This window comes from Macrococcoides goetzii (assembly GCF_002742385.2).
Lineage (GTDB): Bacteria > Bacillota > Bacilli > Staphylococcales > Staphylococcaceae > Macrococcoides > Macrococcoides goetzii.
Genome location: NZ_MJBI02000026.1, coordinates 1 through 487, shown reverse-complemented (window position 1 = coordinate 487; position 487 = coordinate 1). Strand labels below are relative to the sequence as shown.

The 487-nt window shown below is 43.1% G+C and carries 1 protein-coding gene; it reads right to left on the bottom strand.

Annotation, left to right across the window (positions count from 1 at the left end):
- The coding region (locus tag BFS35_RS13685; protein ID WP_205757175.1) for an SdrD B-like domain-containing protein at positions 1 to 487 on the bottom strand (487 nt) is incomplete at both ends.

Here is a 487-nt window from a genome sequence, read left to right as displayed (position 1 = left end):
GTCGCTGCTATCCTGTACATTTGGTACTGATCCTTCATCTGACCATACGTAGTCGCCTAAACTATATAATTTTTCAGGTTCTGGCGTTACTACCGGCGGCACTGATAATTCATAACCTCGGTCGATTGTTAGATTATCTCCATCATTGATTGTTACTGGTACTATTGATAGATCTGAATCTACATCTGATGTACCTACATGCTCTTTCACAGGTACTAGTTTCATATCTGCTGGTGTGCCAAATTCTACTGTGTAGTCTCCGTTTGACAGTCCTTCAAACAGATAGTTACCATTCGCATCTGTTGTCTGCGTTGCGATCACTTTGCCTGTCTTATCTTTCAGTGTTACTGTTACGCCTGCGATTCCTGTATCTCCCGCATCCTGGATGTCATTATTATTGTTATCCTGCCATACGCGGTCTCCGATTTTATATGTCGGTGATGGTACCGGTGGTACTTCGAATCCTCGGTCGATCGTCAGATTATCT